This is a genomic window from Pseudomonas corrugata (genome assembly GCF_050920615.1).
Lineage (GTDB): Bacteria > Pseudomonadota > Gammaproteobacteria > Pseudomonadales > Pseudomonadaceae > Aquipseudomonas > Aquipseudomonas corrugata.
Map to the genome: position 1 here is coordinate 5,637,855 of NZ_CP130434.1, position 12,035 is coordinate 5,649,889.

Annotated in this window: 13 protein-coding genes; 6 read left to right on the top strand and 7 right to left on the bottom strand. The window is 60.9% G+C overall.

Going from position 1 to position 12,035, the window contains the following annotated elements; all coding sequences use genetic code 11:
- Positions 1 to 34: 34 nt before the first annotated feature.
- From QZH45_RS25140 to QZH45_RS25150, 3 genes are all read right to left on the bottom strand, one after another.
- The gene (locus QZH45_RS25140; RefSeq protein WP_053191814.1) at positions 35 to 496 is read right to left on the bottom strand and encodes a hypothetical protein; all 462 of its coding nucleotides are present in this window, start codon (positions 494 to 496) and stop codon (positions 35 to 37) included.
- Between the two features lie 186 nt (positions 497 to 682).
- Positions 683 to 970 (bottom strand): PA4642 family protein, encoded by a 288-nt coding sequence (locus tag QZH45_RS25145; RefSeq protein WP_024778130.1) that lies wholly within the window; start codon positions 968 to 970, stop codon positions 683 to 685.
- A 61-nt stretch (positions 971 to 1,031) separates the two neighbouring features.
- The gene (locus QZH45_RS25150; protein ID WP_024778131.1) at positions 1,032 to 1,517 is read right to left on the bottom strand and encodes a hypothetical protein; all 486 of its coding nucleotides are present in this window, start codon (positions 1,515 to 1,517) and stop codon (positions 1,032 to 1,034) included.
- A gap of 216 nt (positions 1,518 to 1,733) precedes the next feature.
- Between QZH45_RS25150 and dauA the strand changes: the two genes are divergently transcribed.
- The gene (gene dauA, locus QZH45_RS25155; RefSeq protein WP_053191816.1) at positions 1,734 to 3,473 is read left to right on the top strand and encodes a C4-dicarboxylic acid transporter DauA; all 1,740 of its coding nucleotides are present in this window, start codon (positions 1,734 to 1,736) and stop codon (positions 3,471 to 3,473) included.
- 115 nt (positions 3,474 to 3,588) lie between these two features.
- On the opposite strand, the gene QZH45_RS25160 is transcribed toward dauA, so the two are convergent.
- Complete coding sequence (locus QZH45_RS25160; protein WP_024778133.1) at positions 3,589 to 4,062, bottom strand: WbuC family cupin fold metalloprotein; 474 nt, start codon at positions 4,060 to 4,062, stop codon at positions 3,589 to 3,591.
- 3 nt (positions 4,063 to 4,065) lie between these two features.
- Positions 4,066 to 4,623, bottom strand: a complete 558-nt coding sequence (locus QZH45_RS25165) for a hypoxanthine-guanine phosphoribosyltransferase (protein WP_024778134.1) — start codon at positions 4,621 to 4,623, stop codon at positions 4,066 to 4,068.
- A gap of 162 nt (positions 4,624 to 4,785) precedes the next feature.
- Here QZH45_RS25165 and upp point away from each other — a divergent pair, with 162 nt between their 5' ends.
- Together upp and QZH45_RS25175 are read left to right on the top strand one after the other, a co-directional pair.
- Complete coding sequence (gene upp / locus QZH45_RS25170; protein ID WP_024778135.1) at positions 4,786 to 5,424, top strand: uracil phosphoribosyltransferase; 639 nt, start codon at positions 4,786 to 4,788, stop codon at positions 5,422 to 5,424.
- Between the two features lie 2 nt (positions 5,425 to 5,426).
- Complete coding sequence (locus QZH45_RS25175; RefSeq protein ID WP_053191818.1) at positions 5,427 to 6,701, top strand: uracil-xanthine permease family protein; 1,275 nt, start codon at positions 5,427 to 5,429, stop codon at positions 6,699 to 6,701.
- A gap of 128 nt (positions 6,702 to 6,829) precedes the next feature.
- Here QZH45_RS25175 and hemH read toward each other — a convergent pair whose 3' ends face one another.
- The gene (gene hemH / locus QZH45_RS25180) at positions 6,830 to 7,855 is read right to left on the bottom strand and encodes a ferrochelatase (RefSeq protein ID WP_024778137.1); all 1,026 of its coding nucleotides are present in this window, start codon (positions 7,853 to 7,855) and stop codon (positions 6,830 to 6,832) included.
- Positions 7,856 to 7,868: 13 nt separating this feature from the next.
- Complete coding sequence (locus QZH45_RS25185; RefSeq protein ID WP_055136194.1) at positions 7,869 to 8,768, bottom strand: TIGR01777 family oxidoreductase; 900 nt, start codon at positions 8,766 to 8,768, stop codon at positions 7,869 to 7,871.
- 196 nt (positions 8,769 to 8,964) lie between these two features.
- Between QZH45_RS25185 and QZH45_RS25190 the strand changes: the two genes are divergently transcribed.
- The 3 genes from QZH45_RS25190 (at position 8,965) to QZH45_RS25200 (ending at position 12,029) form a co-directional block, all read left to right on the top strand.
- Positions 8,965 to 9,951 carry an NAD(P)/FAD-dependent oxidoreductase gene (locus tag QZH45_RS25190; protein ID WP_024778139.1) on the top strand — a complete coding sequence of 329 codons (987 nt, stop codon included), beginning with the start codon at positions 8,965 to 8,967 and terminating at the stop codon, positions 9,949 to 9,951.
- 177 nt (positions 9,952 to 10,128) lie between these two features.
- Positions 10,129 to 11,091 (top strand): YbgA family protein, encoded by a 963-nt coding sequence (locus tag QZH45_RS25195; RefSeq protein WP_024778140.1) that lies wholly within the window; start codon positions 10,129 to 10,131, stop codon positions 11,089 to 11,091.
- Complete coding sequence (locus QZH45_RS25200) at positions 11,091 to 12,029, top strand: MerR family transcriptional regulator (protein WP_055135138.1); 939 nt, start codon at positions 11,091 to 11,093, stop codon at positions 12,027 to 12,029. The genes QZH45_RS25195 and QZH45_RS25200 overlap by 1 nt, the downstream gene beginning before the upstream one ends.
- Positions 12,030 to 12,035: the final 6 nt, after the last annotated feature.

Consider the following 12,035-nt stretch of genomic DNA (forward strand, 5'->3'; position numbering starts at 1 on the left):
GCCTCCGATGATGGAGGCTTTTTATTTTCCGCGCTTATTTCATGCTGAACCTGATGCGTGTTCCGCCGTGACGAACGTAATCGTCGTCATCATCAACTTCAAACAACTCTGCGACACAGACATCTTTGGGCTGTGCATCGACCCAACGACGATAAGGCATTGTCTGCTCATCTCTCACCGGAGCCTTAGCGATGTGCCCGAAACTGAAATGGCACTTGCGACGACCTTGCGTATAGGTAAAAGACTCCCGCTCGGCGCGCGATTGTGGCAGGTAATAGGTCAGCTCCTGACTTGCGCCGGGACTTACCGAAAAGCTGTGGCCTGCATTGGCCGGGTCCTGGGTCCAGGTGAAGTCGCTACCTGGAACAATCATTGCCGACGTTGCATTGAATATTTCCACATTGACGATCTCATCGAACGCATTGGAAACCGAACTTGCCAGGCAACCGAGCAAGGCCAACATCGCCCCGGCGATCCATTTGCTTTTATCTTCCATGATGAATACAGCTCCATTAAAACGATTGAATTGAAACCATTCGGCTTCAACGCAAAAGTAATGGAAATCAAACTGAAACAGAACAGTCCGAATGGTGACATAACCTTTCGGACACTTCTTAAAAGACTATGTGAACAACCAAGAGAAACGATCAAACGCCTCGAAAGACGTTAACCCGTTCCAGGCTCAACCGCGCGCTTTGTTGAACAACTCGATGTATTCCTCGGCATTACGCTGATCCTGGATCAACGCAACGAAATCGTTACCATGCTCATCCTTGCCATTGAGATCATAGCCAGCTTCGACGAAGAAGGTCAGGAAACGCTCGAAATCATCGACCCGCAGGCCACGGTAGCCCTTGATGAGTTTGTGCAACGACGGCGAGGTGGCATCGACCGGTTCGAAATTGAGGAACAGCTTGATCTGCTCATCGCCAATCTCGTCACCAATCACTTGTTTTTTGTCTTTACGCATTGCCGGCTCCAACTCGCACAATTCACGGGGCGGGCAGTTTACCCCTGGCAGGCCCCGACGCTCAACGCGGACGTACCGCTCCAGTATGTAGGTCAGCCCAGACATGGCCGTTGGCGTAGCTGAGGAACTGTACATACACGGTGTCGTTGCGCAGCAGATCGATGACCGCCTGATAATGCGTTTGTGGATAAGACAGGGTCAGGGTCTTGCTGGTCTCGTCGAAGACCGGTTTCTTCAAGCTCTTGCTTTCGCCATCGAAGCTGAGGATCACCTGATTGAGGGTGGCGCCCTTGTTCAACGGCTTGCCCTTGAGGCGCACCAGCAACGGCGAAGTCACCGGTATCGGTTGCTGGTTGGACTGACGCTGATTACCCAGTACCACCGAGTACTCGGTGACTTGCAACAATTGCTGCTGCTCAGGCTGTTCCTGGCGTACCGCCAGGTCATCGGGCGGCAGGAACTGGCTGTGCATCGGCGTGGCAACGGCCACCAGCGGCAGACTGGAAATCAGAAGCAAGGCAGCACGGCGACGGATCGATACAGTCATGACAGGCTCCGGAGTCTTGGCCCGGCACTCTAGCATGAGCATGGCCCGCAAAAATAAACGATCTGGGTCAATACATCCGCGCCAAGAGCACGGCATACTCCAAGAGCCATCAGCCTGACATTACACAGTACTCCCTGTGGTGAGGGGATAATTTCCCTCACCACAGGGAGTACTGCCGGGATTTCGGCATTACCCGTTCATTTTTGAGGAGTGCCCATGTCCTTCTCCACCCCACCTCTATTCGCCGCCTGGCGCCAAAGCTGGCGGGCCGGTTATACCCTTGAACGCCTGCGGGGCGACCTGGTGGCCGGGCTGACGGTCGGGATCATCGCCATCCCCCTGGCCATGGCCCTGGCAATCGCTGTCGGCGTCCCTCCGCAACACGGCTTGTACACAGTGCTCGTGGCCGCTCCGTTGATCGCCCTGACCGGCGGCTCGCGTTTCAACGTGAGCGGGCCGACAGCGGCATTCGTGGTGATCCTGCTGCCCATCACCCAACAATACGGGACAGGCGGCCTGCTGTTGTGCACGATGCTGGCCGGGCTGATTCTGATCGCCCTGGGACTGATGCGTGCCGGACGGCTGATCCAGTACATCCCCTACCCCGTCATCCTCGGCTTCACCGCCGGCATCGGCGTGGTCATCGCCACCTTGCAGTTGAAGGATCTGCTGGGCCTGACGACTGCCGGTCAGGCCCGGCACTACATCGAACAACTGGGCGAGCTGATCGTGGCCCTACCCAGTGCCCACCTCGGTGACAGTCTCATCGGTGCCGTGTGCCTGACCGTCCTGATCGTCTGGCCGCGCTGGGTACCGCGGGTGCCAGGCCATCTGGTCGCCCTGCTGGTCGGGGCGCTGCTGGGGCTGGCGCTGGAACGCGGTGGGTGGCCGGTGGCGACGCTGGGTGAACGCTTCAATTATGTCGTCGATGGCATCAGCCACCCCGGGATTCCACCGTTCCTGCCGAGCTTCGACTGGCCCTGGAATCTTCCTGACGGCCAGGGTCGTCCATTGGTGCTGTCCTATGACCTGATCCGCCAGTTGCTGGGCCCCGCCTTCGCCATCGCCATGCTCGGTGCCATCGAGTCGCTGTTATGCGCCGTGGTGGCAGACGGCATGACCGGCAGCAAACACGATCCCAACGCCGAACTGATGGGCCAGGGCCTGGGTAACCTGGTGGCACCACTGTTCGGCGGCATCACCGCCACCGCCGCGATTGCCCGCAGCGCCACCAATGTGCGCAGCGGCGCGTTTTCGCCCCTGGCCTCGATCATCCACAGCCTGGTGGTGCTGGTGGCGATTGTGCTGTTGGCGCCGCTGTTCAGCTATTTGCCGATGGCCGCACTGGCGGCGCTACTGGTGATGGTCGCCTGGAACATGAGCGAAGCCGGGCATACGCTGCACACCTTGCGCATCGCCCCGCGCAGCGATGTGCTGGTGTTGCTGACCTGTCTCGGCCTGACGGTGCTGTTCGACATGGTTCTGGCCGTTTCTGTCGGCCTGCTGCTGGCGGCCGGGCTGTTCATCAAGCGCATGAGCGAGCTGACCGACAGCGCCGAGCTGCCGCGGCACTTTCATCAAGCCTTACAGGACATGCCCGAACATGTGCGTTGCTACGAAATTCGCGGCCCACTGTTCTTCGGTGCGGCAGAAAAGGCCCTGGATGTGCTGCGCAGGTTTGATCCGGGGGTCCGCGTCGTGGTGGTGGAAATGAGCGCCGTGCCGATGCTCGATATGACCGCACTGGCGGCATTTGAAAATATTCTGAAGGACTACCGCAAGCACGATATCGGCCTGATCCTGGTAGCGACCACCCCGCGAGTGCGCCTGAAGCTACGCCGCGCCGGCATCCATCGCGAACAGCGCCAACTGGCGTATGTGCAGACTCTGGAGCAGGCACGGATCAAGAGTGAGCATTGGCTGGCGGCTTGTGGGAGCAAGGCTTGCCCGCGATGAAGCTGACGCGGTCTGCCTTCGAAACCGAGGCGCCTGTTTCGCGAGCAAGCTTTGCTCCCACAAAAGCCCTGCGCTCCCGCGGGGATAACCCCCCTTGCCACAGGGGGGCGGTGCGTCAGTCGAACTGCGCGCGCATCCAGGCGTGGTATTCAACCACGCCCGGCTCGCCTTCCCGGGGAGCCCAGTGGGCCAGCTCGCCTTCGCCCACGGGCCGGTAGGGGCCGGCCTTGCACTCGAACATCAGGCTGTCGGCTTCCAGCACCACCAAGCCGTGATACACGCCCGCTGGCAGGTCGACGCCGAGGCAATCGCCTCCGGCCTGTAGAATGCGCTTGTCCGTCACCGTACCGGCGTCATCAAAGATCAACACACCCAGACGCCCCCTGAGCACCAGCAAGGTTTCTGCCTTGTCGGCACTGAGGTGGCGATGGGGCGGGATGTACGTGGAAGGTTGCAACCCCACCGCCATGCGGTGGCAGGGTTCGTCCATCTGATGGAAGTTGTGGTGCTGCCGCCCACGAGGGCTGGCCGCGGCTTTCTCGGCCAGCTCATCGAACAATGTTTGATCCAGGAACCCCGGCCGAGTCATCGATCACATGCCCTTGACGGCGAAAATACCGTTGGCGTTGCGCCAGTAACCTTTGTAGTCCATGCCATAACCGAAGATGTAACGGTCGATACAGGGCAGGCCGACGAAATCGGCTTTCAGATCGGGACGGGCCTTGCGGTCGTGTTCCTTATCGATCAGCACGGCGGTGTGCACCGCGCGGGCGCCGGCATGCCGGCAGAAGTCGATGATCGCACCCAGCGTATGTCCCTCGTCGAGAATGTCGTCGATGATCAGCACGTCGCGGTCGATGAACGAGACTTCCGGCTTGGCTTTCCAGAACAGGTCACCGCCGCTGGTTTCGTTGCGATAACGGGTGGCATGCAGGTAAGAGGCCTCCAGCGGGAAGTTCAGGTAGGTCAGCAGCTTGCCGGAGAAGATCAGCCCGCCGTTCATGACACAGAACACCACCGGGTTGGAATCGGCCAGTTGGTCGTTGATTTGCGCACCGACCCGGGCAATGGCCGCTTCGACTTCGGCTTCGGTGTACAGGCAGTCAGCCTCCGCCATGATTTTACGGATGTGTTCGAGATCAGCGGACATGGCGCTCTCCAGGGGTGGCAGGTCGGAAAAGCGGGCAAAGGTACGCATCCCGCCCGGCCAGATCAAGGGTTTGTGGACTAACGTTCTGTATTGTCTATAGGACAAGCCTTCGGGATAGATTAATCTAGCCCGGTTTTTTTGCCCGCCGCCGGAGCCTTCCCCATGCCCATCCTCGAGATCCGCCATCCGCTGATCAGACACAAACTCGGCCTGATGCGTCGCGCCGATATCAGCACGAAGAACTTCCGCGAGCTCGCCCAGGAAGTCGGTGCGCTGCTCACTTACGAAGCCACCAAGGACCTGCCGCTGGAATCCTACGAGATCGACGGCTGGGCCGGTGCGGTCCAGGTGGAGAAAATCGCCGGCAAGAAGATCACCGTAGTGCCGATCCTGCGCGCCGGCATCGGCATGCTCGAAGGCGTGCTGAGCCTGATCCCGGGTGCCAAGGTCAGCGCCGTGGGCGTGGCTCGCAATGAAGAAACACTGCAGGCCCACACCTACCTGGAAAAACTGGTACCGGAAATCGACGAACGCCTGGCCATGATCATCGACCCGATGCTCGCCACCGGCGGTTCCATGGTCGCCACCATCGACCTGCTGAAAAAGGCCGGTTGCCGCGATATCCGCGCCATGGTCCTGGTCGCCGCCCCCGAAGGCATCAAGGTCGTACAGGACGCTCACCCGGACGTGACCATCTATACCGCCTCCATCGACCAGAAACTCAACGAGCATGGCTACATCATCCCGGGCCTGGGCGATGCCGGCGACAAGATCTTCGGCACCAAGCAGAAGGACGCCTGAGCATGCAGGACGAGTTCAACGATCCGCTCTGGCGCCAGGTACTGTCCGGCGCACAGATGCTGTTCGTCGCCTTCGGCGCCCTGGTGCTGATGCCGCTGATCACCGGGCTGGACCCGAACGTCGCGCTGTTTACCGCAGGTCTGGGAACGATCCTGTTCCAGATCGTCACCGGGCGGCAGGTGCCGGTGTTCCTGGCGTCGAGCTTTGCCTTCATCACCCCGATCATTCTCGCCAAGGGCCAGTTTGGCCTCGCGGCGACCATGGGCGGCGTGATGGCGGCCGGTTTCGTCTATACCTTCCTGGGCCTGGCCGTGAAGATCAAGGGCACCGGCTTCATCGACCGCATGCTGCCGCCAGTGGTCATCGGCCCGGTGATCATCTCCATCGGCCTGGCGATGGCGCCGATTGCCGCGAACATGGCGATGGGCAAGGCCGGCGACGGTACTGAACTGATTCACTACCAGACCGCGATGATGATCTCGATGCCGGCCCTGCTCACCACGCTGATCGTCGCGGTGTTCGGCAAAGGTATCTTCCGTCTGGTGCCGATCATTTCCGGCGTGCTGGTGGGCTTTGCCATGGCGTTTTTCTTCGGCGTGGTGGACACCGCCAAGATCGCTGCCGCACCGTGGTTCGCCCTGCCGGCCTTCACCGCCCCCGCGTTCAACTGGCAGGCGATCCTGTTCATCGTACCGGTGGCCCTGGCGCCGGCCATCGAGCACATCGGCGGGGTGATTGCCGTGGGCAGCGTGACCGGTCGCGACTATCTGAAAAAGCCCGGCCTGCATCGGACCCTGCTTGGTGACGGCATTGCCACCACCGCAGCCGGTCTGTTTGGCGGTCCGCCCAATACCACCTACGCCGAAGTCACCGGCGCGGTGATGCTGACCAAGAACTACAACCCGAAAATCATGACCTGGGCGGCGATCTTCGCCATCGCCCTGGCCTTCATCGGCAAGTTCGGCGCGCTGCTGCAAAGCATTCCGGTACCGGTCATGGGCGGGATTCTGTGCCTGTTGTTCGGTTCGATTGCGGCGGTGGGCATGAACACCCTGATCCGTCACAAGATCGACCTGGGCGAAGCGCGCAACCTGGTGATCGTTTCGGTGACGCTGGTGTTCGGCATCGGTGGCGTGCTGGTGGGTACCGGCACCGGCCCGGATGACTTCGGCCTCAAAGGCATTGCGCTGTGCGCCGTGGTGGCGATCGGGCTGAACCTGCTGCTGCCAGGTAACGATGGTTGGAAGCAGAAGAAGGCGGATGAACCGCTGCTCTGAGATGTTGCCTGACATGGCCCCATCGCGAGCAGGCTCGCTCCCACACTGGATCTCGGTTGGTCACAAAATCTGTGTACACAACCCACCCCATGTGGGAGCGAGCCTGCTCGCGATAGGGCCCGTGAATGTTACAACGCGATCGGCGCCCGTTCGCACAACGTGCTCAACGCCTCGGCCCATTGCGGCTGATCATTGAGACACGGCACCAGCACCAACTCCTCTCCCCCGGCCTCGCGGAACTGCTCGCGCCCGCGGTCACCGATTTCTTCCAGGGTCTCGATGCAGTCGGCCACGAACGCTGGACACATCACCAGCACCTTCTTGACCCCGCTTTTGGCCAATTCTTCCAGGCGCGCTTCGGTGTAGGGCTCGATCCACTTGGCGCGGCCGAGCCGGGACTGGAACGATACCGACCATTGACCGTCCTTGAGCCCCATCTGCCGGGCGAACAGCTCGGCCGTGCGAATGCACTGGGCGCGGTAGCACGTCGCAATGACCTCCGGCGGCGCATTCTTGCAACAGTCGGCGTCCTTGAAGCAATGGAACCCTGTCGGGTCCAGCTTGGTCAGGTGCCGTTCCGGCAAGCCATGGAAGCTCAGCAGCAGGTGATCGTAATTCTGCATCAGATAGGGCTTGGCACTGGCAACCAGAGCGTCAAGGTATTCCGGCTGATCGTAGAACGGCTGGAGAATCGAGAACTGCACGTCGAGCTTCTTTTCCCGCACGACCCGCTTGGCCTCTTCGACCACAGTGGTGATGGTGCTGTCAGCGAACTGCGGATACAACGGCGCCAGCGTGATCTTCTTGTGCCCCTGATTCGCCAGGCGCACCAGAGCCGACTCAATGGACGGCTCGCCGTAACGCATCGCCAATTCCACCGGACCTTGGGTCCACTGGGCAGCCATCGCCTGCTGCAGCCGGCGGCTGAGCACCACCAGCGGCGAACCTTCCTCCCACCAGATCGAGGCATAGGCACGGGCCGATTGCTCGGGGCGCTTGATCAGAATCAGCGACACCAGTAAACGTCGCACCGCCCAGGGCAGGTCGATGACGTACGGGTCCATCAGAAATTGATTGAGGTAGCGGCGTACATCGGCCACCGAAGTGGAGGCAGGCGAACCCAGATTCACCAGAAGCAACGCGTGATCGGTCATGCAACGTCCTATTTCAAAAGCGGCCGGACAAATCGTCCAGTGCCGCAGGCAAATCCGTGAATCGGAAAGTGAAACCCGCCGCCTGCAACCGTGCCGGCGTGGCGCGCTGGCCGCCCAGCAGCAGCGACGACAATTCTCCCAGTGCGACTTTCAATACCAGCTCCGGCATCGGCATCACGGCGGGCCGATTCAACACGTGCCCCAAGGCCTTGGCGAAATCGCGGTTACGCACCGGGTTCGGCGCACAGGCATTATAGGGACCGCTGGCGCCATCGCGGTGCAGAAGAAAATCAATAAGCGCGATTTGATCGTCGATGTGGATCCATGGCATCCATTGCCGCCCGCTACCGATACGCCCGCCCAGCGCCAGTTTGAAGGGCAATAGCAGCCGCGACAAAAAGCCGCCCTCGGCGGACAGCACCAGGCCGGTGCGGATCAGCACCACGCGTATGCCCATGGCCTCGGCCCGTTGCGCGGTTTCTTCCCAGGCGATGCACAGTTGGCTGGCGAAATCCTCGCTGACCGGCCCCGACTCCTCGGTCAATTCCCGTTCGCCGCCGTCGCCGTACCAGCCCACCGCAGAACCTGAAATCAACACGGCGGGTTTCTGTTCGCAGCGCTCCAGCCACGCCAGCAAAACTTCGGTCAGGGTGACGCGACTGCTCCACAACAACATCTTGCGCTTATGGGTCCAGGGCCGATCGGCAATCGGCGCGCCCGCGAGGTTGACCACCGCGTCCACCGGCTCGTCGATCTCATCGAGCTTGGCGATTCCCCGCACTTGCGCGCCGCAGATTTTGGCCACCTCTTCGGCTCGGCGGCTCCATACCGTCAAGCGATGTCCCTGCTCCGACCAGAGGCGGCAGAGCTGACGTCCGATCAAACCAGTACCGCCGGTCAGCAATATGTGCATGAGATGTTCCTCGCAGCGCGTTTTACCCGGCCCACTAGTCTATTTTTATAAGCAGGGATTTTTCGTATCGGACAGGGTCTGTGTTTAACAATAGGTCAACCTGTCCAAACGCGAACGGTAAAACTTATACCAAAAACCCGAATTGTACAGGTTTAAACGACGGCGTAGTCTGTACAGAAAGGTAAACGAGGCCCTCATGACTGTACCCATCGCAATCATCGGCACCGGCATCGCCGGACTCTCAGCCGCCCAGGCCCTGACGGAGGCCGGGCATATCGTTCAACTCTTCGATAAAAGCCATGGCAGCGGCGGACGCATGTCCAGCAAACGCAGCGACGCTGGCACACTGGACATGGGCGCGCAATATTTCACCGCCCGTGATCGCCGCTTCGTCACCGAAGTCCAGCGTTGGCAAGCCAACGGCTGGGCCGCGGAGTGGAACCCGCAACTCTACAACTTCCAGGACGGACAACTGACCCCCTCCCCGGACGAACAGACCCGCTGGGTCGGCACCCCACGCATGAGTGCCATCACCCGCGCCTTGCTCGGCAAATTGCATGTGCAGTTCTCCTGCCGGATCACCGAGGTCTATCGCGGCCAGGAACACTGGCACTTGCAGGACGCGGAAGGCTTCACCCATGGCCCCTTCGGCCAGGTTGTCATCGCCACGCCCGCGCCCCAGGCCACCGCATTGCTGGCGGCCGTGCCGAAACTGGCCGGGGTGGCTGCCGGGGTGAAGATGGACCCAACCTGGGCCGTTGCCCTGGCTTTCGAACAAGCGCTGGATACGCCCATGGAAGGCTGCTTCGTGCAGGACAGCCCCCTCGACTGGCTGGCGCGCAACCGCAGCAAACCGGGACGCGACAGCGATCTCGATACCTGGGTATTGCACGCCTCCAGCGACTGGAGCCGGCAGCACATCGACCTGCCCAAGGAAGCGGTGATCGAACATCTGCACGGTGCCTTCGCCGAACTGCTGCACAGCGCCATGCCCGCCCCGAGTTTCAGCGTGGCCCATCGCTGGCTCTATGCCCGCCCTGCCGGCAACCATGAATGGGGTGCCTTGGCCGATGCAGACCTGGGTCTGTACGTCTGTGGCGACTGGTGCCTGTCCGGCCGGGTCGAAGGCGCCTGGCTCAGCGGCCAGGAAGCCGCGCGACGCTTGCACGCCAGCCTCCAGTAGATTGCGCCCCCTTCGTGCTACCCGCTGCTGTCGAACGAGACGGCAGCCTGCCCGTAAATAACGCCAGCGGCCGTTCCTGTCATGCAAACCGGGTTGACTTGTACCGCGGTGGATCTATGATGAATAAAATTGTACAAACAAACACATTATGTACAAGTTTATACACCAGAGGTCCCCATGCCCGACTCAACCGCCATCCGCCCGAAAATTGCCATCAGTGCTTGTCTGATGGGAGCAGAAGTTCGCTTCAATGGCGGGCACAAGCAATCGCAGCTGTGCAGCCGTCTCCTCGCGGAGCATTTTGATTTCGTGCCGGTCTGCCCGGAAGTCGCCATCGGCCTGGGCATTCCGAGAGAACCGATCCGGTTGGTGGGTAATCCCGAGCAACCCGATGTGGTCGGTACGGTGACACAGGACCTCAACGTGACCCGCCCTTTGATCGATTACGCTCGGCAAATGGCTGCGGAACTCGATGACATTTGTGGTTACATCTTCATGCAGAAATCGCCGTCATGCGGACTGGAGCGGGTCAAAGTCTATGACCATAACGGCGTGTCACAGCCAGGTGGCGGACGCGGTGTCTACGCCCAGGCATTCTGCGACCTCCACCCGGACCTGCCGGTGGAAGAAGACGGCCGCCTCAACGATCCGGTACTGCGAGAGAATTTTCTGACCCGGGTATTCGCCTACGCTGCCTGGCAGCCGCTACGCCGCAAGGGCCTGACCCGGCGAGACCTGATCGAGTTCCACTCGCGTTATAAGTACCTGCTGATGGCTCACAACCCTGTGCAATACAAGATCCTCGGCAACCTGTTGGGCAGCATGGGCAAGACCGACCCCAATGAGCTGGGCCCGCGATACTTCAGCGCATTGATGGCCGCCCTGAAAAAATGCGCCACCCGTCGCACCCATACCAATGTGTTGCAGCACCTGAGCGGTTATCTCAAGCGCGCCATCGATGCCGAGGACAAGCAGGAAGTTCAGCATCTCATCGCCCAGTACCGCCTCGGCATCGTACCGCTGGTAGTGCCGCTGACACTGCTCAAACATCACCTTCGCCAACATCCCGATCCCTACCTGGCGCAGCAAGTCTACCTGCAACCGCACCCGGAAAATCTCAGTTTGCGGAACGCCATCTGATGAAAGGCGATACCGACTCCAGCGCTCGTGAAGACCTTGGCGCCGATTTCGCCCAGGCCCTGGCGGACGGCTGGCTTCCCATACGCGAAGTGGCGCGGAGAACCGGTGTCAACGCCGTGACGTTGCGAGCCTGGGAACGCCGCTACGGCCTGATCGTGCCGTTACGCACGCCCAAGGGACACCGGTTGTTCAACGCCGAACATGTGCAGCGAATCCAGAGCATCCTCACCTGGATCGACCGGGGCGTGACGGTCAGCAAAATCAAGCCCTTGCTCGATACTCCACAACCCTGCACCGAGCCACTGGACAGCGATTGGCAGAGTCAGCGTCACGCCCTCACCCTGGCTGTGACGCAACTGGCCGAGCGCCAGGTCGACGACGTGGTCAATCAGGCCATGGGCTTGTACCCACCCTGGATCGTGTGCGAACAATTGCTGTTGCCCTTGCTGGAGGAGTTGCAATTGCGCTGGCAGGGTCAGTTCGGCGCACAGTTGGAACGGGTGTTCCTGTACTCCTGGCTGCGCAGCAAATTCGGCAGTCGGATCTACCACAACAACCGTCAGCTCCGCGGCGCGCCGTTGCTGCTGGTCAACCATTCGGACGTTCCCCTGGAACCCGGCCTGTGGCTCACCGCCTGGCTGGCGAGCAGCGCCGATTGCCCGGTGGAGGTCTTCGACGGGCCGATACCGGCAGGCGAACTGGCCTTGGCGGTCGAACGCCTCAAGGCCCGCGGCGTACTCCTGTATTCCAGCCACGCCATGAACCTGTCCCAACTGCCCAGGCTGCTTAATGGAGTCGACTGCCCGATCATCATTGCCGGCACCGCAGCCTCGATCCATCACGCCAAATCACCCGCCGGCGGCTCGATGAAAGACATCATCTGGGCCGAAGACCCGCTATCGGCTTACCGCGAGCTGAGTCACAGAGCACTCCTTTGAAATGGA

Coding starts and splice junctions, on each gene's coding strand:
- QZH45_RS25140 (WP_053191814.1), bottom strand. CDS start 496: ATGGAAGATAAAAGCAAATGGATCGCCGGGGCGATGTTGGCCTTGCTC.
- QZH45_RS25145 (WP_024778130.1), bottom strand. CDS start 970: ATGCGTAAAGACAAAAAACAAGTGATTGGTGACGAGATTGGCGATGAG.
- QZH45_RS25150 (WP_024778131.1), bottom strand. CDS start 1,517: ATGACTGTATCGATCCGTCGCCGTGCTGCCTTGCTTCTGATTTCCAGT.
- dauA (WP_053191816.1), top strand. CDS start 1,734: ATGTCCTTCTCCACCCCACCTCTATTCGCCGCCTGGCGCCAAAGCTGG.
- QZH45_RS25160 (WP_024778133.1), bottom strand. CDS start 4,062: ATGACTCGGCCGGGGTTCCTGGATCAAACATTGTTCGATGAGCTGGCC.
- QZH45_RS25165 (WP_024778134.1), bottom strand. CDS start 4,623: ATGTCCGCTGATCTCGAACACATCCGTAAAATCATGGCGGAGGCTGAC.
- upp (WP_024778135.1), top strand. CDS start 4,786: ATGCCCATCCTCGAGATCCGCCATCCGCTGATCAGACACAAACTCGGC.
- QZH45_RS25175 (WP_053191818.1), top strand. CDS start 5,427: ATGCAGGACGAGTTCAACGATCCGCTCTGGCGCCAGGTACTGTCCGGC.
- hemH (WP_024778137.1), bottom strand. CDS start 7,855: ATGACCGATCACGCGTTGCTTCTGGTGAATCTGGGTTCGCCTGCCTCC.
- QZH45_RS25185 (WP_055136194.1), bottom strand. CDS start 8,768: ATGCACATATTGCTGACCGGCGGTACTGGTTTGATCGGACGTCAGCTC.
- QZH45_RS25190 (WP_024778139.1), top strand. CDS start 8,965: ATGACTGTACCCATCGCAATCATCGGCACCGGCATCGCCGGACTCTCA.
- QZH45_RS25195 (WP_024778140.1), top strand. CDS start 10,129: ATGCCCGACTCAACCGCCATCCGCCCGAAAATTGCCATCAGTGCTTGT.
- QZH45_RS25200 (WP_055135138.1), top strand. CDS start 11,091: ATGAAAGGCGATACCGACTCCAGCGCTCGTGAAGACCTTGGCGCCGAT.